Genomic DNA, 19,267 nt, shown 5'->3' with positions numbered 1-19,267 from the left:
AGTTTATGATAAAATATAAATGAAAATATCAAGTCTTAAAGTAAGAACAACTCGTTGTTCTCTTTAGGGTTTGCTACTTAAGGTGTCCTTAAAAATTAATTTTTTTAAGGTACCTTGTGATGGACTTTATTTCCATCGTTAAAAGTAGTCATAAATTATTTGGTTCCTTTAAAGAAGGAACTTTTTTAAGGACAAAAAAATGGCAAAAAGTTTATATGAAACACTTGAAGTAAAGGAAAATGCTTCAACAGATGAAATAAAAAAAGCATATAGAAAATTAGCAAGAAAATATCACCCTGATGTAAATAAAGATAAAGATGCAGAAGATAAATTCAAAGAAATTAATGCTGCATATGAAGTTTTAAGTGATCCAGAAAAAAAACAACAATATGATCAATTTGGGGATTCAATGTTTGGAGGGCAAAATTTCCATGATTTTGCAAGAGGTCAAGGTCAAGGAGTTGACTTAGATGAAATATTAAGACAAATGTTTGGAGGGCAAGGTGGTTTTAGTTCATCAGGGTTTTCGCAAAATGGATTTAACAACTTTGGAGGTTTTTCACAAGGTTTTAATGAACCAGATTTAGATACTCAAGCACAAATAACAATTCCTTTTGATGTTGCTGTATTAGGAGGAAAACAACACATTTCTTTAAATAATGATTCTTTTGATATAAAAATACCTGAAGGTATAAATAATGGTCAAAAAATCAGAGCAAAAGGAAAAGGGAAATCATATCAAGGGCAAAGAGGAGATTTAATAATAAAAATAAATATAGCTTCAAGTCCTGAATATGAAAGAGAAGGTTCAACTTTAATTAAAACATTTGATATACCTCTAAAAACAGCTTTATTTGGAGGTAAAGTTGAGATAAAAACAATTCATAAAACAATTACTTTAAAAGTTCCACAAAATACTAAACAAAATCAGAAGTTTAGAGTAAAAGAATTAGGAGTTTTAGATAGAAAAACCTCAATAAAAGGTGATTTACATTTAAAAGCAAATATTATATTACCAAAACTTGAAGATTTGGAAGAAGAAGTACAAGAATATTTACAAGAGAAACTTCCTGATACAATCTAAAGGAGATAAATATGAATTCTAATAATGCATATAATGAACCAGTGTATTTGATATCTGCAGTTGCTGAAATATTAAATATACATCCTCAAACATTAAGACAATATGAAAGAGAAGGCTTAATAAAGCCTTCTCGAACAAATGGTAAAATTAGACTTTATTCTCAAAAAGATATTGACCATATTAAATATGTTTTAACCCTTACCAGAGAAATGGGTATAAATCTTGCTGGAGTTGATTTGATTTTACAATTAAATGAAAAGATAGAAAAGCTTGAAGCAGATATTATTACATATAAAACAAAAATGAAAGATATTAATAAATTTGGAATTGTACCTAATTCTAAAGCTTTAGTAATTAAAAAAAGTTCTTATGATATAGTAATTTTTGAAGAGTAAAACTTTTTATTTTACTCTTCTTTTAAAGAATATTGAACTTTATAATTTCTCATAAGTGGTGGAATATCTAAATAATTTTCATCATCAGGACTGATTTTTTTAGACTTATTATCTTCTTGAGCTTCTTCAGTTTCTACTATAGGATCATTTTTAGATTCAAAACCTGTTGCAACTATAGTAATTTTAACTTCATCTGTTTCAAGAGTATTATCAGAAGTTGTACCAAAAATAATTTCAGCATTAGAATCTATTGTATCATGAATTCTTGACATTACATCATTTATTGCAAATAATGATACTTGTGGATGAATGTTAAAGTGAATTAGAATACCTTTAGCTCCACCTAAAGATACTTTGTCTAATAAAGGAGAGTCTATAGCATCTTCTAAAGCTTTTTGAGCAGCATTTTCTCCTTTTGCTTTACCTATACCCATTAATGCCATACCTTTATGTTGCATAATAGTTTTAACATCTGCAAAGTCAGTATTAATATCTGAATTTCCAGGAGTAAGAATTACTTCTGTCATTCCATTTACTGCCTGGTAAAGGATATTATCAATTATTTTAAAGGCATCTTTCATTCCAACATTTTGGTCAATTATTTCAAGAAGTCTATCATTAGGAACTACAATTATAGAATCACTTACTTTTTTAATTTCTTCAAGTCCTAAATTAGCAAGCCCTGCTCTTTTTTTACCTTCCCAAGTAAAAGGTTTTGTTACAACAGAAACAGTTAATGCTCCTATTTCTTTAGCTGCTTTAGCAATAATTGCTGCAGCTCCAGTACCTGTACCTCCACCTAAACCAGCAGCTATAAAAACAATATCAGCACCTTTTAAAGCTGTTTTTATATCTTCGTAGCTTTCAACAGCTGAATCTCTACCAATTTCTGGTTTCATACCAGCACCAAGACCCTTTGTAAGCTTTATCCCTAATTGTATTTTTTTAGGAGCTTTAGATATATATAATACTTGTAAATCAGTATTCGCTGCAATTAAATCAATTTTATGAGAACCTTCGTTTATCATGTGATTGATCATATTACAACCACCGCCACCAACACCAATCACTGATATTTTGGCAACATTATCTGAAAGAGTTTTATTTGGCATTTCCACTTTAATATCATCCACCTTAAATAAGTTATTATCCATTAGAACCACTCCGTGATCATATTCCAGATCTTACCAACACCTTTCTTTTTACTATTTTCTGGCAATCTCGTAAGAGTAGTTGAACCATCTGGATTTTGTTTTGATGATGAACTTGCATTTTGAGTTCTTCTTATTTTATTTTGCTCTTTTTGAGCCATTTTTACTTTCTCTTGAGCCATTGGAATATCATCAATTTTAGAACCTGTTTCATTTATATTAATTTTTTTGATTAAATTTTTATTTGAATCAAGCTCAAAACCTCTATTTGGTTCTAAAGAATATAATAAAATACCAACAATAGTTGCCATTTTTGAATCTTCAAAACTCAAATAACCATTTTTTATATTTATAGGATTAGAAACTTTAGTTGGTAAATCATCAAACACAAGTGCTGCAAGTTCCTTTAAGCCATTTAATTTACTCATTCCACCTGTTAAAACAATTCCTGCACCTAGATTTTCATGTATACCACTTTTTTTCAAATCTTTTTTTACTAAAGTTAAAGCTTCTTCAACTCTTGCATGAACTATTGTTTGAATATATTCTAAAGAAACTTCCGAAGAGTTTTTTTCATCACCTATTCTTGGTGTTCTAATTTTTTTATTAACAACTTCTTCTTCTGGTTTTAATAAATCACCATATTCTGTTTTAATTTTTTCAGCTGCTAAAGGAGGAGTATGTAGCATAACTGATAAGTCATTTGTTATATGATTAGAACCAACAGGAATAAAACCATTATAAATCATTGAATAACCTTTATAACAGACAAACTCTGTAGTTGTTGATCCAATATTTATTACTGTTGCCCCAAACTTTTTTTGCTGTTCATCTAAAACAGATATTGTTGCAGCATATCCATCAAGAATAAAATTATTTACAGAAAGTCCTGCTATTTTCATAGCTGACTTAATATTAGTAAGTGCTGTTTTTTTTGCAGTAAGAACAAAAACAGAAGCTTCAAGTCTTGAACCATTCATATTTAAAGGATTTTCTACGTCAGAAGAATCATCTATTTTATATGAAATAGGAACAACATGCACTACTTCATATTCAGGAATAATTGTTGCATTATATAATGCCATTTGAAGAACTTGATTAATCTCATTTTCGGTAATTAGTCCATTTGGAACATTAACACTACCTGAACTTCTTATTCCTTTAGTATAAGCACCTGAAATAGATACTATTGTAGAGTCTATTTCTTCACTTGTATTTTTCTTAGCAATCAATACAGCATCTTTAATACTCTTTGATGCTGCCTCGATATTTGAAATTACACCCTTATTTATACCACTACTTTTTGATGAACCAGTTCCTAAAATATTTATTTTATAATCTAAATTGTTTCTAGCAATTACTGCTGTTATATTCGATGAACCGATGTCAATTGCTAAAAGAGTTTTGTTCAAGTATTACTCCTCTAATGTAATTGAAGATTGAACTTCATACCTATTTTCTAAATTATTTATTAAATTATTAATTAATTCTTGATTTAATAAATTATCAACTGTAGTTTTTACTGCTTCATCCTTAGATGAATCATATTTAGCCAATTTTGTCTCATGTATTTTATAAAGTACTATTTTATCCCTTAAAGTTATTTTACCTTCTTTTTCTGTTGATGCAAATAACTGATTTAGGAAATTTAAAGCTTCTTGTTGAGTTAAACCTTTTACTTTGTCAAAAGATGTCCTTGAAACATAACCTAAATCTATTCCTTTAAAGTTTTCAAGTTCTTTTTTAGCAAGTTCTTCTAAAGCCTTAGCTTCCTTATTTTGTCTAAAGTCAATTGTTGTTTGTACTTTAGCTTCTTCATAAGATAAAGGTTTAGGTAAATTTCTGTTAATAAGTTTAACAACTATATAATTACCTCTATAAACAAAAGGTTTAAGAATATCTCCAGGAACAGCATCATTTAGATTTTTAATTTCTTCTTCAGGAAAATCTAAACTATTCTCTTTTACTTCCATTTCTTTTGTAAATTTAGCTTCTGATTTTTTTAAGGCTAAATATTTTTTTAAAGCTGTCTTTTTTGTTTCTTTTTCACTAAGCACTCTTATCATATCATCTTTTGCTTCATCAAAAGATTTTAATTTACCATCTTCTTTTACATAATCTGTTTTAAAATTATTATAATGTTCTGTTAACTCTTCTTGAGAAAAAGAACCTAAAGCTACTGGTATTTCTTTTATTGAAAGTTTTAAAGAAGGTTCAGACATATATCTATTTTTATTTTCTTCCCAATATTTTTTTAATTCATCTTCTTTTATTTCTACTTTAATATCATTAGAATTTAATATTTTAATACTTACTTTATCTTCTGCAAATAGTAGTTGATTCAGGTTTTCTATTTGCTTTTTATTTGCTTTTATTTCAAATAAAGCTTGTACTTTTTGTAAAAGTAAATCTCTTTTTATCGAAGCCTCAAAATCTATAGGATTTGTTCTATTTTGTTGTAAAACTCCAATATAAATATCTTTATCAAATTTTCCATCTTTTTGAAATGCTGGAATTTGAATTAATTGTTTTGCTATTTCATTTTCAGAAACATCTAAACCTAAATCATCAGCAAGAGATAAAATAAGATTTTTTTGAATTACTAACCTATATGCAGCATCTTTCAATTTTAATTGGTCTGCCATTTCTTGATTAAATTGACTACCAAACATTCTTGCGTATTGTTCATATAAAGAAGAATACTCTTTTTGATATTCCTCAACTGTAATTTCTCTATCTCCTACAACAGCTACTGCTCCACCTTTTGAACCATAATCGTAAGATCCCCAACCTACAAATCCAGCTCCTACAAAGGCTATTGTACTTATCCAAATAGTAATTACAAGCCACTTTTTGTGTCTTTGCATCCAACTTATCATAAAATATTATCCTCTAAAAAATTTTAGATATAATACAAAAAGATTACTTTTATATAGGTAAAATGTTATTAGTTTTTTTTGAAAGAAGATCATTTATTACAGATTGTCTTCTTGTTGTTTCTATTCTTTTACAAGCACTTTTAAAAGCTTCTTCTTCGCCCACAATAAAACACATATCTTTAGCTCTTGTTATAGCTGTATATAAAAGCTTTGTATTATGCATAATATAATGAGAAAAACTCATAGGAATAAGAGCATTTTCATACTCCATTCCTTGTGTTTTATGTATTGTTAAACAATATGCAAGTGATAATAAAGAGTTCAATTCATCAAACTCATAAAAAACAACCATATCATCATTTGGATATAAAACTATACATTGATTCTCATCAAAATCAACTTTTATTATAAGACCTAACTGCCCATTAAAAACTCTTTTTTCTAAATATTCACTAGAGTTTGTTTTATACATTTGCATTGTTTGAGCTTTCATATTCTCATTTTTAATATGAATAACCTTATCACTCATTTTATACTCATAAAGTTTACTTTTATAAGCCTTTGCTTTTGTATGATTAAAAAGAGTTTGTAATTGCATATTTAAATTCTCAACGCCTAAAACACCAGCTTTCATAGGAGTAATTACTTGAAAAAGAGTTAAGGCTTTTGAAATATTTTTGTCTTTTATATAATCATAATATTTTTGTATATATTGACTTGATATATTTAAAATTGTATTTAATATAGATTCACTTATTCTACTTCTAACATCAGAAAATTCACTTTGAGAAGAAGAATTTTTAATGGCATAATAATTATTTATAGAAATATCTATAAACTTAAAGTCCTTATAATCTTTATTATATTCAGGAACTTCTCCTTGTCTAATATCATTTGCAATTACAGCAATTGCTTGGTCTTCACTTTGTCTATATATTTTAGTTAATTTACAAATTGGAGCTAAATCAAATTTTATTGCATCTGCCAAAATATTTCCTGCTCCAATTGCAGGAAGCTGGCCATCGTCTCCTACAATAATAAATATTGTGTCATCTGAGATTTTTTTTGTTAAATTATAAAACATAACAGAATTAACCATAGAAGCTTCATCTAATAAGATAACTTTATGGGGGAAAAACTCTTTATCTTCATGCTTTACAAAAAGTGATTGAATTGTAGAACTTTCATACCCTGTAGTATCAGAAATTCTTTGACTTGCTATACCACTTAATGCAATAGCAATAATATCATCATAGGCTACAACCTCCTCAAGTAGTTCTAAAACTGCCCTACTTGAAGTTGATTTTCCTGTTCCTGCATATCCTATTAAAAAAAGAGTTTTATGTCCTTCATTTATAAGTTCAACTGCTTTTTTTTGTTCTTCACTTAATGTAAAACCTAAAGTTTTTTCTTTTTTTTCAATATATTCATCAAAAGAAGCAATAATTTTTCTATTTCTTTCATTTTCCCTTCTTTGAAAAAACTCTAAAATTCTTCTTTCTGCATAATATAACATTGATGGAGAAATTCTATATTCATCAGTTTGAAAAACCTCTTCCTCAATTAACATTTTACTAACAACCTGCTCATATAAAATTTCTTCATCTTTAAAATGTAAAGCTTCATCTAAAAGTTTGTATAAATGTGATTTGTCAATTGAAGAGTTTCCATTATTGTCACAGAATTCTCTTAAAGTATAATTTACACAAGCACTTATTCTAAAATCTGACTTAGGATCTATACCTAAAGCTTTTGCTATTTCATCAGCTCTTTTAAACCCAATACCTTTTATATTTATTAAAATATAAGGATTTGCTTTTATTTTTTCTATTAAGTTATCTACTTCACTAAAATGAGAATATATTTTATTAATTAAGTTTGAAGTAACACCAAACTTTGATAAAAATTTTCCAAGTTCTCTTAAGTGCTTAAATTTTTGCCAAGAAGATACTATTTTATCTAATTTTTTTTCTTTTATTCCCTTAAACTGTAAGAGCTCACTGGGCTTTTCATTCAATATTTCAACTAATTCATCTTCTGTATATTTTTCAAGTAGTTCGTGGGCAAACTTTTTTCCAATGCCCTTTACTATTTTTGTTAAGAAAAAAAACATTTCTGCTTCTTTTAATTCTAAAGTTTCAAATTCAAACTGAACACCATATTTTTTATGAGTAGTCCAATTTCCTTTTAAAAGTACTTCTTCTCCCACAATTTTTTCAATATCTGTATCAAAATAATTTCCACATATCTTTTGATTATTTTCTAAAACTGCTATAACATAACTATTTTCTTCATTTTTATATAAAACCTTCTTTAAAACACCTGTAAGATTAAAGGTTTTATGTTCATTATTACTTGATTCTGACACTATTAATATCCATCATCAAATTTAGCTCTTTTATGTTTATCTTTTTTATAAGTATTTCTCTTTTTTTCTTTTTGTAATAAATTTGCTTCTTTTAAAAGTGTATTTCTTTCATTTTCAAAGGTTTCACTTGAGTTTTCAGCATATTGAAGGGTTTTATTAATAAAAGCAATTAATTGACTTAAATATTGAGAGTTTAATTCTACTGATTTAACTTTTTTAATATCTTCATAATTTTTTACAGTTCGTTCTTTAAATAAGTTTTTATCAAAATTCTCTAACTTTAATAAAGAAACTGTTCTTGTAAAGAACTTTTCTAAAACTCTAATATATCTAATTCTTAATTGTTTTTCATGCATAAAATCTATATCTTTTTTAAAATTTTGGCAAAATATCATTTAAACTATCCAAGCCTAATTCATGGATATCTAAATGAATCTGTCCCATTTTTTTAGTTTTATTATTTGTTATAATAGGAGTAAAAATATTCATTGAAGAATCAGAAGTTTGTGCTTGTAAAACAAATATATAAAATATTGAAATATCTTCAATGTTATCAATTTGTAGTTTAGAAACAATATCTTCAGGAAGTTCAAACTCTAATGACTTTAAAGCTCCAAAACTCATTAATCTTATAGTTTCCCCTGTTTCAACACCTTTTATAACTGAAAAAAAGTCATCTAATTTTGATAATTCAAATTCTTTTTCATTTTCAAAACCATCAATAGGAGTAACTACTTCAAATTTCATTTTTATCCCTTTTTAAAATAGTTTTTAATTATATCTAAAAGTTTTTTATATAAAAGAAAAGCAGAAATTTTCCAATTATTTATGCTATACTTTTCTTATGTTAGTTTCAAATAATAACTTATTGAATATTTTATTACCAAATAATAATAAGCTTTTAAAAGAGGCTTTAAAAGAAGCTGATACACAAACATTAGATAATTTAAAAAAAGGTGATACAAATATAAGTGACATTTTAAAAAATTTATTTAATGAAACAAAAATGTCCACAAAAACTAACTCTTCAATAGAAACATTACTTAAAAATACTACACTTTTTAAAGATTTGGGTAACTTTTCTAAAACAATTGACTCTTTATTAAAAAATATTCAAAATAATGAAAATTTACAAAAATTTAAACCACAAATTGAAAACTTTTTAAAAAATATAGAAACGATAAATAGTAATAATTTAAAAAACTCAATTGAAAATTCAGGTATTTTTTTGGAGTCAAAACTATTAATACAAAATCAAGGAAAAACTTCTTTAACAAATAATTTGGAAACTATTTTAAATCAATTAAAAGCTTTATTAAAGGAGTCTCCTTCTCAAGAAAATACAAAAATAAATAATTTGATTGATAAAATATTAAATCAGAACATAAAAGGCCTACAAGGGAAAGAAGATCAAAACCTTAATGATTTAAAAACCTTGTCAACCCAGCTAGAGTCTTTAACAAAAGGGCTTCAAAATAAACAAATAATAAATTTTGAACAATTAACAAATAAACTAAAACCTATATTAGAAAATATACAACTAACTCAATCAAAAATTGAAAATAGTGCAACAAACCAAATACAGAATTTAAATCAAGTCAAACGTGAAGTTTTAACTCAAACTAAAGACATATTACAAAACTTAAAAAATGAAATAATTCTAAATAAAAATATACCAAATCAAGATAATCTTTTAAAGCAAATAGACACTCTACTTCAATCAAAGGATTTGGTAAATAGAAATTTTGTAGATAATAAATCTATTTTAAGTAATTTTCATACAAATTTTTCTTCTACTCTTGAAAATTTAGTCAACTCTTTAAAAACTACAATAGAACAAGTAAATATAAAGAATCCTAATCAAAATATTATACAAAATTTTAATAAAATAATAGAGAAATTAGAACATACTATAAATAATTTTAGTAACAATTTTATAAACAATAATTTAAATGATAAACAGATAAATAATAACCCTATTCAAGATGATTTAAAAACTGTTCTTCTTAAAGTACAAGAAGAACTCTCAAATAAAACAGATTCAAAATCTCTTGAAACTTTTAGACAAGTTGAAAGAATGATTACACAAATTGAGTATCATCAACTCTTATCTATTGTTTCAAATAGTAATAATGTTTACATTCCTTTCCTTTGGGATATGCTAGAAGATGGTTCAATTTCAATGAAAGAAGGAAAAGATGAAAAGTTTTACTGTGAAATAAACTTAAATTTAAAAGAGTTTGGAGACACAAAACTTTTTTTATCACTATTTGATAAAAATAAATTGGATTTGACTATTTATGCTTCAAAAAATGAATTTAAACAAGCTATTAGAGAAAACTTATTTAAATTGAAAAGAGCATTAAACTCTGTAGAACTAATTCCTATGTCTATTAATATAATAGATTTAAAAAAAGAAGTTAAAGAGGAAAAAACAAATATTTATACAAAAAATGAAAATACTTTAGGTTTTGGGATAGATATAAAGGTTTAAAATGAATGAACAAAATATAAAAAAAGCTGTAGCTTTAGAATATGAAATGGAAATTGATAATGCTCCTAAAGTAATTGCAAAAGGGAAAGGTGATATTGCAAAAAATATAATTAAAGTTGCCCAAGACAATGATATACCTATAAAAAAAGATGAAGATTTAATTGAACTTCTTTCTGCAATTGATATTGATAAAGAGATACCTCCTAGTATGTATAAAGCGGTTTCAGAAATATTTGCTTTTATTTATGACCTAACAAAAAAGGAAAGAGACAAAAAAGAAAAAAGTAATAATAGTATTTGATATATATATAAGTATAATTTTATTATAATCCTCCCTTAAAATCACAAAAAGAAAAGCCAATAATAACTTATGAAAATCAACAATTTAGATAATCCTTTTTATATATTTTTATTTTGCATTTTTTCATTAATTATTAATGCAATTTCTTCTATATATTTTTTTCCTATTCTTTTAACTGGTATATTATTTGTTGCTTTTTACGTTTGTATGGAGAGAAATTACACATATACTTTATTTTTCTTAAGTCTTACAATTTTAATTATTGAAATAAACAATGGGTTTAAACCTTTTTCTATATTACTTTTATGTTTTTTTATTTATGCTTTTATTATCCCTTATATTACAAGAGTTTTATCCGTTGATGGTATTAATCTATATATTTATATTTTAGTTTTCTATTGTGGAATATATATATTATGGATTTTAAACAATGAATCAAGTATGCAACTAAACCTAACATTATTGATAAATTTAATTCTTGATTTGATTATCTTTGGAGTTTTTATTTGAAAAGATTAAACCTAATTTTTGTTTTTATATTTATCGTAATCTTTACTTTACTTGCTAGAGTCTATTTTTTAAGTATTAAATCAAATACTTATTATGAAGAATTATCAAAAAGAAATTATATAAAAAAAATTTATGATGTCCCAAATAGAGGAATTATTAAAGATAGGAATGGAAAAGCCTTAGCGATGAATAAGTTAGGTTTTTCAATTAACCTAAAACCTCATTTAAGATCATATAAAAATAAGAAAAATTTAGACAAATTAATATCCTTGATAAATAAACATTTTCCTGAATATGAAAAAGAAGAGTTATATAAAGAATATAAGAAAGTAGACTCTCCTTATAAACATGATTTTGTAAAAGTTGTAAAATATATACCTTATGATAAATTTTTTAAAAAATATACTCTGTTTAACTCTTTAGATAATATTCAAATAAAGCCTGAAGTTAAAAGAATCTATCCTTATAGACAAAATGCCTCTCATATTATAGGCTATGTAGGAAAAGCTTCAAGACTAGATATTGAGAATAATGATTTTTCTAAACATAGTGGAATTATTGGAAAAATAGGACTTGAAAAATATTATAATAATAAACTTCAAGGAGAACTAGGATATAGAAATATTAAAGTAAATGCTCTAAATAAAGAAATTGAACTTCTTGAAGAAAAAAAACCATCAACTGATAATGATTTAACTATCTCTATTGATATAGAACTTCAAGAATATGTACAAAATATTTTTCCAGGAAAAGGTGGAGCTGTTATTGTTATGGATGCTCAAACAGGGGAACTTTTAACTGCAAGTTCTTTCCCCGAGTTTGATAACAATATCTTTGTAGATGGAATTTCAGTAAAAGAATGGAATAAAATGAGAACTGACTTTAATCATCCTTTTACAAATAAATTAATTAATGGGAAATATCCTCCAGGTTCTGTAATAAAAATGGGTGTTGCTTTATCTTTTCTAGAAAATGGAATTCCACCAAATTATAGTGTTTATTGTACTGGTGTTTTACAAATTGGTAATAGAAAATTTAGATGTTGGAAACAAAGTGGACATGGAAAAACTGGTTTTGTAAAAGCTATACGAGAAAGTTGTGATGACTTTTTCTATAAAGGCAGTTTAAAAGTAGGAATAAATAAAATCTCTACAACTTTAGGAAAATATGGGATAGGACAAAAAACAGGTATTGATTTAGATAATGAACATTATGGAACAAATCCTAATAAAGATTGGAAACTAAAACGACATAACTTACCTTGGTATGTAGGAGAAACAGTAATTACATCAATAGGTCAAGGAGAAATGCTTACAACTCCTATGCAAATTGCAAGATACACAGCCTTTTTAGCTACAGGGAAACTTCCTAAGCCTCATTTTGCAAAAGATAGCTATGAAGAACCACTTGAAATTCCCCATGAGAAAAAACATTTAAATATTATAAGAAAAGGTATGTATGAAGTAAATAATCATAAAAAAGGGACTTTATATAAATATTCAAGGAATAGTAAAATTATTATGGCAGGGAAAACAGGTACAGCTCAAGTTGTTTCAATACCACAATCTGAAAAGAAAAGAATGAAAGAAAGTGAACTTGAATACTATCACAGATCTCATGCTTGGGTTACCTCTTATGGTCCATATGATTCTGATAGAAAATATGTTATTACGGCAATAGTTGAACATGGGGGACATGGAGGAAGTGCAGCAGGGGATATGGTAAAAAAGATTTATCATAAACTTCAAGAATTAGGTTATATAAAAGATACTAAATAAACAACTTTTGAGATTTAATTATTTTTTAGATATAGTAATTTCTTATTTTAAATGAGGACACTTTTTGAAACTATTATTTAGTTTATTGATTTTTTCACTTTCATTATTTGCACAAGAGGTTACACCACCAGTAGTAAATCTTTCTATTGCTGCACTTGAAGAACCTGCTCAGTTTGTTAAAACAATTAATATTGCAATTATTTTAACTTTACTTGTTTTAGCTCCAACACTTATTTTAATGGTAACAAGTTTTACTAGACTTGTAATTGTATTTTCTCTTCTAAGACAAGCTTTAGGTTTACAACAAACACCCCCTAGTCAAATAATTATCTCTTTATCTTTGATTTTAACAATTTTTATAATGGAACCATACTTTAAAAAATCTTGGGATGATGCTATAAAACCATATATGGAGGAAACTATAGGATATGAAGTAGCTTTTGAAAAAGGTGTAAAACCCTTTAAAGAGTTTATGATTAAAAATACTCGTGAAAAAGATTTAGCACTATTTTATAGAATAAAAAAAGAAGAAAACCCAAAAAATATTGATGATGTACCTTTAACTTTATTAATGCCAGCTTTTATTGTAAGTGAATTAAAAACAGCTTTTGAAATTGGTTTTTTGATTTTTCTACCTTTTTTAGTTATTGATATTATTGTTGCTTCTATTTTAATGTCTCTAGGTATGATGATGCTTCCTCCTGTAATGATATCCTTACCCATAAAACTAATCTTTTTTATTGTAATTGATGGATGGTCATTAATTATTGGTAACTTAGCCCAGTCCTTTAAATAAAGATTTATTATGGAAACTTTTTTAAATGAAGTCATTAGCTTTTTAATAATAAGTATAGTAGTGTTACTTTTAGCACTATTAACTAAAAAATTGGAAAATAAAAATAGATAATTTTTTCTTATAATACTTATATTTTATTTTTTATAGTATAATCCCTGAATTTAACTTATAGGAGAGCAAATGTATAAGTTTTTTTTATATATATTATTAATATTTTCAATAGCAAATGCCCAAACTATAAATTTTGAAAAAGCTCTTGCAGCTACTTTAGAAAATAGTAAAAAAATAAAACAACAAAAAATAAATATTGAACAAAAAAATTCTGATTTAAAAAAGATTAAATCTTTTTCTTATGGTAATGTAAATTTAATACATGAAGCTAGTAGAACTAATCATGCAGGTTATGTTTTTAATTATAAACTATCTTCAAGGGAAGCTAGCTTTAAAGATTTTGGATTTTCAGAGTTTGGAGGACCTATTGATACACAGCCCTTTGATTTAAATCAACCTGAAAATAGAAATAATTTTACAACAAAAGTAACCTATAATATTCCTTTATTTACTGGCTTTAAATTATCAAACCAAAAAGATATGATTTCTTTACAGAAAAAAATAGAAAAGACTATTTTAAATAAAAATATAAAAGATTTATCTTATGAAGTTCTAAAAGCTTATAATAATGCAGTTGTAGCAAAAGAGTATATTAAAGCTATAAAAAAAGCAAAAGAAGTTACTAATATTTTCGAAATAACTGCAAATGAATTTTATAAGGAAGGTCTTGTAACAAAAATAGATAAAAAACAAGCCAAAGTTTACTCTTTAAATATTCAAAGTAAACTAACTCAAGCTAAAAATAATTATGAACTTGCTCTTGCTTACTTATCTTTCTTAACAAGTATTGAAAAAATAGAAGATATTCAAGGATTAAAAACATATAATAATTCTCTTAATCCAACTAATTCTTATGAAAAAGCTTTAAAAAATAGAGATGACATAAAAATAATTACCCTTGCTAATCAAATTAATAAAAAAAATATCGCTCTTAATAAAGCAGCATATTATCCAAATATTTATACTCACTTAGAGTATGGTGTAAATGATGATAGAGTAAACTTTTCAAGTGAGAAAGACTACTACTTAGCTATGATTGGAATAAAGTTTCCACTATTTGACCCAGCAAGAGAATATGAATTTCAAAAAAGTAAACTTGAATATCAAAAATCTCTCTTACAAAAACAAGAACTAGAAGATGCTATTAAACTAGAACTGAAAAAAGCCACTTTAAATCTTCAAGCAAAAGAAAAACTTTTAAAAGAAAAAAAAGAAGCAAAGGTTTTAGCATATGAAGTTCTAGAACAATCAAAACAAATGTATAAAAATCAATTAATTGCAATGTCAGAACTTTTAAAACAAGAAGCTATATATAGAGAAAATGAAGCAGCTTTTATTTTGGCTAAATATGAGCACTCTTTAGCTCAAGGAAAACTTAATTTAGCAATTGGAAATAATATAAACGGAGAGAGTAAATGAAATATTTTTTAACGATTCTAGCTTTTATAACTAGTTTAAACTTATATGCACAAGAACTAACAGGAACAGTTATTTCAGACAATGAGAAAATCATTTCAAGTAAATTTATGGGATATATAAAAGAAGTCAATGTTTCAGAAGGAGACTTTGTTAAAAAAGGAGAGATCTTATATATAATTGACTCTTCTAATATTGATAGTCTAAAAAATGAAGCCTTATCAAGTTATGAAATACAAAGGAACAATTTAGAAAATATAAAATTAAACTATGAAAGATATAAACGATTATATAAAAAAGATTTAGTTGCAAAATATGATTTAGAACTTTTGGAACTAAAACTAAAAAATACAGAAAAAATGCTAAAAATAGCTCAAGCAAAAGTTAAAGAAATAAATACTCAATATGAATATTTAAAAATTAAAGCACCAAATGATGGTTTAATTATAAAAAAGAGTATAAAAGAAGGTGAATTAGCTATGCCCTCTTCTCCTGCATTTATTTTAACAGATTTAAACTCATTAAAAATAAAAACTTCTATTTCAGAAAGTCAGCTATCAAAAGTTAAAATCAATGATGAAGTTATAGTAATAATTGATTCTATTAACTATAAAACAAAAGGAAAGATAAAATCAATTATTCCAAATACTGTAAATATGACTCACTCTTTTATACTAAAAATAGAGTTTGATAAAAAAGATAAAAATATCTATCCTGGTATGTATAGTAAAGTTATTTTAGGGCAAAATAATGAATGATATTAACTATAATATTGCAGGGAAGTTAGCCAAAACCTTTATAGATCATCCCTTAACTTTTATTTTGAGTATTTTTATTTTATCTTTAGGACTTATTTCATTAGAATTTATGCCAAGGGAAGAAAATCCTCAAATAAAAGTAAGTGGAGGAGCTGTAATAGTTCCTCTTCCTGGTGCAAAACCAAGTGAAATACAAAAAGTTATCATAGAACCTTTGGAAAAAAAAATAAGAGAAATAAAAGGTGTTGAATATATTTATTCTTATGCAAAAGAATCAGTAGGAATAGTTCAAGTACAGTATTATATAGGGGAAGATAAAAAAGATTCTAATTTAAAACTATATGACCAAGTGATGAGGAATATAGATATGATGCCAAAAGGAGCCTTAGAACCTATTGTCAAAACAATGGATATAGATACAGATATTCCCATTGCAACTATTGCTTTTTATGTAGATAATAATAAAATCTCTCAGACTCAATTATATAATGAAATAAGTAAGATTTCCCATGAAATAAACAAAATAGAAAATGTAGCTTTAGTTGATTTTAAAGGAGAAAAAAAAGATCAATATAATGTTGAATTCAATGCAAATAAATTAGCTAGCTATAATTTATCTTTAGGGGCAATTGCCCAAAGAGTAAAAGCTTTATCACAGATTACTCCTAATATAAAAAGTGATAATAAAGAAAAAAACCTAACTGTATTAAGTATAAAAAATGCTATAGAATCAAAAGAAGATTTAGAAAATATTATTATTTCATATAATTTTAATACCCCTATTTATTTAAAAGATGTAGCAAAAGTTACTAAAGGCTTTGATATCCAAAATAAAAAAGAAGCTATTTTATATACGAAGGAACACAAAGAGGGTATTTCTCAACTTACTTTAGAAATATCAAAATTAAAAGGTTCAAACTCTGTAATAATAAATGAAAAGATATTTGAATATATCAAAAGTATAGAAAATAAACTAGAAAATAAAAATATAAAATATGTTATTACAAGAGATGATGGATATACAGCAAATAATGCTGTGAACTCTTTAGTTCAGAATCTTTTAATTTCTATTATAATTATTGCTATTTTACTAATATTTACTTTAGGTTTTAAAGAAGCTATGATTGTTTCATTATTGGTTCCAATGATTTTATCAATGACACTTTTTATTGGTTTTATTTTAGATGAAACTATAAATAGAATCACTCTTTTTGCTTTAATTGTAAGTTTAGGTATGCTTGTTGATGCAGCAATTATTGTAATTGAAAATATAGTTAGGCATAGAAAAGAGGATAAAAAAACTACTGATATCAAAACCTTATCCATAACTGCAACAAATGAAATTGGAAATGCAACAAATATTGCAACAATAGCTATTATTATGACTTTTATTCCAATGTTTTTTGTAGGAGGTATGATGGGACAATTTATGAACCCTCTTCCTGTATTTGTACCAATTGCACTTATTGTTTCATTAATTGTTGCATATATGTTTACTCCTTATTTAGTTAAGAAATTTTTATAAAGGATTTATATGAAACTTGAAAATTTTATTTATACAATTTTAGAAAATCCTTTTAAATCCTTGATGGTTTATGTAATTACACTTATTTTATTTTTACTTAGTGTACTTACTTTTCCTATAGAGATTACAAAAGCTAAAATGTTACCAAGTAAGGATTCTGATACTTTTTCAGTTTATGTAGATTTACATGATAAAGCTTCATTAAATCAAACAAAAGAAGTAACTTCTTGTATTTCAAAAATTTTGATTACCAAAGATATTGTTACAGATATTTCAGTTTTTCTAGGGCAAGGACAACCTTTAGACTTTGCAGCTTTAGTAAAACAAAGTTCTTTAAAGGATAAACAATCTCAAGCTGAAATTGTTGTAAATATAAAAAAATTTAAAGATAGAGATATTACTAGTTATAACTTTGTAAGTTCAATTAGAGAAGAACTTCAAGAAAAATGTTCTAACTATGAAGCCAATATCAAATTAATAGAATTACCAGCTGGTCCTCCTGTTTTAGCCTCAATTGTTGCAGAAGTTTATGGAGGAAACTCTTTTGACAGCAGAAGAGATTTTTCAAAAAAAGTAGCAAAAGTTTTAGAAAAGCAAAAAACTTTGGTAGATGTAGATGTTATGGCAGATGATGAACTTGATAAATTCGAATTAAGTTTAGACAACAATAAGATTATTGAAAGTGGTATTTCTTTAGAACAAGTTAAAAATACTATATATTTAGCTTACCAAGGCTTAAGTGTTGCAGCTGTTAATGAAAGTAATAAACAAAGTCAAATACCTATTTTCTTAAGGCTTGATGATAATAGAATATTTGATACAAATAATAAAGAAGCCATTTTAAATGAACTTTCAAAACTAAAACTTGTAAATAAATATGGAAATTTAATACCAGTAAATGAACTTGTTAAAATCACAAAAACAAAAACAGAAGCAACGCTAACTTCTAAAAATTTAACTCCATTTATAAATGTAATAGCTGAAACAAACAAAGATAGTCAAATATATCCTTTACTTGATGCAAGAGATGATTTTTTAAATAATTTTGATAAAGACTATAAAGTGATAAAAAGTGATATGTTAAATTTAGAGTTTATAAACAAGCAAACTAATGAAAAATTTAAACTTATCTGGGATGGAGAATTAAAAGTAACAATAGATACTTTTATAGACTTAGGGGGAGCATTTATTATAGCTTTAGTTTTAATTTTCTTTTTAATGGTTGTTTACTATAAAAGCTTCGCTATTTCAGGAGGAATAGTTTTAGCTAGTTTTATTTCAATTATTGGAGTAATTTTTGCACATATTATTATGGATACTATTACTAATGACACCTTTTACCTAACAGCAACTTCTTTGATTGGTTTTATTGGACTTATTGGAATTAATTCAAGAAATTCTACTTTAATTATTGATTTTACAAAACAATTAATTCAAAATGAAGGACTAACTATAAATCAAGCCATTGCAAAAGCAACAGCAACCAGATCTAAACCTATTATTCTAACTGTTTTAACAATGGTATTCGCATCTTCATTACTTGCAACTGATGCAGTTTTTGGAGGACTTGGGGTTGCATTAATTGGTGGAACATTAATTTCATATGTAGTATCAATGTTTTTTGTACCAGTTATAATAAAAAACCATATATATAAAATATTATAAACATTCACTTTATACTAAAATGCTAAAATTTCCTTA

Annotated in this window: 14 protein-coding genes and 1 pseudogene; 9 read left to right on the top strand and 6 right to left on the bottom strand. The window is 25.7% G+C overall.

Annotated features, from left to right (window positions below):
- The first annotated feature begins 199 nt into the window (after positions 1–199).
- Both CP965_RS01500 and CP965_RS01495 read left to right on the top strand, forming a co-directional pair.
- Positions 200–1,084, top strand: a complete 885-nt coding sequence (locus CP965_RS01500) for a DnaJ C-terminal domain-containing protein (protein WP_129060261.1) — start codon at positions 200–202, stop codon at positions 1,082–1,084.
- A gap of 11 nt (positions 1,085–1,095) precedes the next feature.
- Positions 1,096–1,479: a heat shock protein transcriptional repressor HspR gene (locus CP965_RS01495; RefSeq protein ID WP_129060260.1), complete on the top strand. Its 384-nt coding sequence runs from the start codon at positions 1,096–1,098 to the stop codon at positions 1,477–1,479.
- Between the two features lie 11 nt (positions 1,480–1,490).
- Here CP965_RS01495 and ftsZ read toward each other — a convergent pair whose 3' ends face one another.
- Genes ftsZ through fliW form a run of 6 tightly spaced genes read right to left on the bottom strand, consistent with a single transcriptional unit; the run spans position 1,491 to position 8,624 of the window.
- Positions 1,491–2,633 (bottom strand): cell division protein FtsZ, encoded by a 1,143-nt coding sequence (gene ftsZ, locus CP965_RS01490; RefSeq protein WP_206732229.1) that lies wholly within the window; start codon positions 2,631–2,633, stop codon positions 1,491–1,493.
- On the bottom strand, positions 2,633–4,042 hold the full coding sequence (gene ftsA, locus CP965_RS01485) for a cell division protein FtsA (protein WP_129060259.1): 1,410 nt from the start codon (positions 4,040–4,042) through the stop codon (positions 2,633–2,635). The genes ftsZ and ftsA overlap by 1 nt, the downstream gene beginning before the upstream one ends.
- 3 nt (positions 4,043–4,045) lie before the next feature.
- A complete protein-coding gene (locus tag CP965_RS01480) occupies positions 4,046–5,509 on the bottom strand; it encodes a peptidylprolyl isomerase (RefSeq protein ID WP_129060258.1) in 1,464 nt (487 codons plus the stop codon).
- Positions 5,510–5,558: 49 nt separating this feature from the next.
- The gene (gene recD2, locus CP965_RS01475; RefSeq protein ID WP_129060257.1) at positions 5,559–7,877 is read right to left on the bottom strand and encodes an SF1B family DNA helicase RecD2; all 2,319 of its coding nucleotides are present in this window, start codon (positions 7,875–7,877) and stop codon (positions 5,559–5,561) included.
- A gap of 2 nt (positions 7,878–7,879) precedes the next feature.
- Entirely contained in the window at positions 7,880–8,272 is a 393-nt protein-coding gene (locus CP965_RS01470; protein WP_228712654.1) for a hypothetical protein, read from the bottom strand.
- On the bottom strand, positions 8,250–8,624 hold the full coding sequence (gene fliW, locus CP965_RS01465; protein WP_129060256.1) for a flagellar assembly protein FliW: 375 nt from the start codon (positions 8,622–8,624) through the stop codon (positions 8,250–8,252). The genes CP965_RS01470 and fliW overlap by 23 nt, the downstream gene beginning before the upstream one ends.
- Before the next feature lie 97 nt (positions 8,625–8,721).
- On the opposite strand from fliW, the gene CP965_RS01460 reads away from it, so the two are divergent.
- The 7 genes and pseudogenes from CP965_RS01460 to CP965_RS14300 all read left to right on the top strand — a co-directional run bounded on the left by CP965_RS01460 (position 8,722) and on the right by CP965_RS14300 (position 19,231).
- Positions 8,722–10,371, top strand: coding sequence for a flagellar hook-length control protein FliK (locus CP965_RS01460; RefSeq protein WP_129060255.1), 1,650 nt, complete (start codon positions 8,722–8,724; stop codon positions 10,369–10,371).
- A gap of 1 nt (position 10,372) precedes the next feature.
- Positions 10,373–10,672, top strand: a complete 300-nt coding sequence (locus CP965_RS01455) for an EscU/YscU/HrcU family type III secretion system export apparatus switch protein (RefSeq protein WP_129060254.1) — start codon at positions 10,373–10,375, stop codon at positions 10,670–10,672.
- A 506-nt stretch (positions 10,673–11,178) separates the two neighbouring features.
- Positions 11,179–12,960 (top strand): penicillin-binding protein 2, encoded by a 1,782-nt coding sequence (gene mrdA / locus CP965_RS01450; RefSeq protein ID WP_129060253.1) that lies wholly within the window; start codon positions 11,179–11,181, stop codon positions 12,958–12,960.
- A gap of 64 nt (positions 12,961–13,024) precedes the next feature.
- Complete coding sequence (gene fliP, locus CP965_RS01445) at positions 13,025–13,756, top strand: flagellar type III secretion system pore protein FliP (RefSeq protein WP_129060252.1); 732 nt, start codon at positions 13,025–13,027, stop codon at positions 13,754–13,756.
- A 180-nt stretch (positions 13,757–13,936) separates the two neighbouring features.
- A complete protein-coding gene (locus tag CP965_RS01440; protein ID WP_129060251.1) occupies positions 13,937–15,286 on the top strand; it encodes a TolC family protein in 1,350 nt (449 codons plus the stop codon).
- Positions 15,283–16,041: an efflux RND transporter periplasmic adaptor subunit gene (locus CP965_RS01435; RefSeq protein ID WP_129060250.1), complete on the top strand. Its 759-nt coding sequence runs from the start codon at positions 15,283–15,285 to the stop codon at positions 16,039–16,041. The genes CP965_RS01440 and CP965_RS01435 overlap by 4 nt, the downstream gene beginning before the upstream one ends.
- Positions 16,034–19,231 (top strand): annotated as a pseudogene (locus CP965_RS14300) (efflux RND transporter permease subunit). The gene CP965_RS01435 and the pseudogene CP965_RS14300 overlap by 8 nt, the downstream one beginning before the upstream one ends.
- Positions 19,232–19,267: the final 36 nt, after the last annotated feature.

It is taken from the genome of Halarcobacter mediterraneus (assembly GCF_004116625.1).
Classification (GTDB): domain Bacteria; phylum Campylobacterota; class Campylobacteria; order Campylobacterales; family Arcobacteraceae; genus Halarcobacter; species Halarcobacter mediterraneus.
This window is presented reverse-complemented; position numbering and strand designations above follow the sequence as displayed.